This window comes from Burkholderia sp. BC1 (assembly GCF_052683555.1).
The window spans coordinates 1-1,202 of the sequence record NZ_JBQYLP010000176.1 but is presented as its reverse complement, the minus strand read 5'-3'; the positions used below and the strand labels follow the sequence as shown (position 1 = coordinate 1,202).

Here is a 1,202-nt window from a genome sequence, read left to right as displayed (position 1 = left end):
CTGCGCCGCGACGACGCGCATGCGCCGGTGCGCGAACTGCGTCCGTCGAAGCCGATCGCGATCTCGTCGTCGGTCGACGTGAGCCGGCTCGTGCTGTCGACGCTGCGCTCGATCGGCACGGACGACGCGGTGCCGCTCGGCTCGCCGTATCCGGACCCGAGCCTGTTTCCGTTCGAGAAGCTGAACCGCTACGCGTATGCGGCCGGGCGCGACAAGTCGCTGTGGGGCGTGACCGACGGGCTGCCGCCCGGCCATCCGCGGCTGATCCGGCAGATCGCACGGCGCTACCTCGAAAACGGCATGTCGGTCGATCCGAACGAGATCATCGTGACGGTGGGCGCGACGGAGGCGATCAACCTCTGTCTGCAGGCGGTCGCGAAACCGGGCGACACGATTGCCGTGGAGTCGCCGACGTTCTACGCGATGCTGCATGCGATCGAGCGAATGGGGATGAAGGCGATCGAGGTCGCGACGCATCCCGAATACGGGATCGACATCGCGGCGCTGGCGGCGATCGCGAAGTCGCAGCCGATCGCTGCGTGCATGGTGATGCCGAACTTCCAGAATCCGTTGGGCTTTCAGATGCCGGACGAGCGCAAGCGCGAGCTGGTGGAGTTCGCGACGCGCGTGAACATGCCGCTGATCGAAAACGGCGTGTACAACGAACTGTATTTCGGCAATGCGCATCCGAGCGCGCTCAAATCGTTCGACCGGGAAGGCATCGTCTTGCATTGCTCGTCGTTCTCGAAGAGCCTGACGGCTGCGTACCGGATCGGCTGGGCGTTGCCGGGGCGCTATCGCGAACAGGTCGAGAAACTCAAGTTCCTGAACACGCTCGCAACACCGTCGCTGCCGCAGCTCGCGATTGCCGAGTTTCTCGAACGCGACGGCTACGAGCATCACCTGCGGCGCTTGCGCAAGGCCTATGCGCAGCAGGCGAACCTGATGCGCGCGATGGTGTCGCGTTTCTTTCCGGAAGGCACGCGCATCTCGAGCCCGGCGGGCGGCTACGTGTTGTGGATTGAGCTGCCCGCGCAAGTCGACGCGATGCGGCTGTATCAGCTCGCGCTCGACGAAGGCATCACGATCGGGCCCGGCTATATGTTCTCGATCACCGACAATTATCGAAACTTCATCCGGCTGAACTACAGCAGCCCGTGGTCGCCCGAAATCGAGCAGGCCGTGATTACGGTCGGCAAGCT

At 64.2% G+C, this 1,202-nt stretch carries 1 protein-coding gene; it reads left to right on the top strand.

Annotated features, from left to right (window positions below; genetic code table 11):
* Positions 1 to 1,202, top strand: a 1,202-nt coding sequence (locus ACSHSS_RS30205; protein ID WP_111360388.1) for an aminotransferase-like domain-containing protein, incomplete at both ends; no start/stop codon positions are given.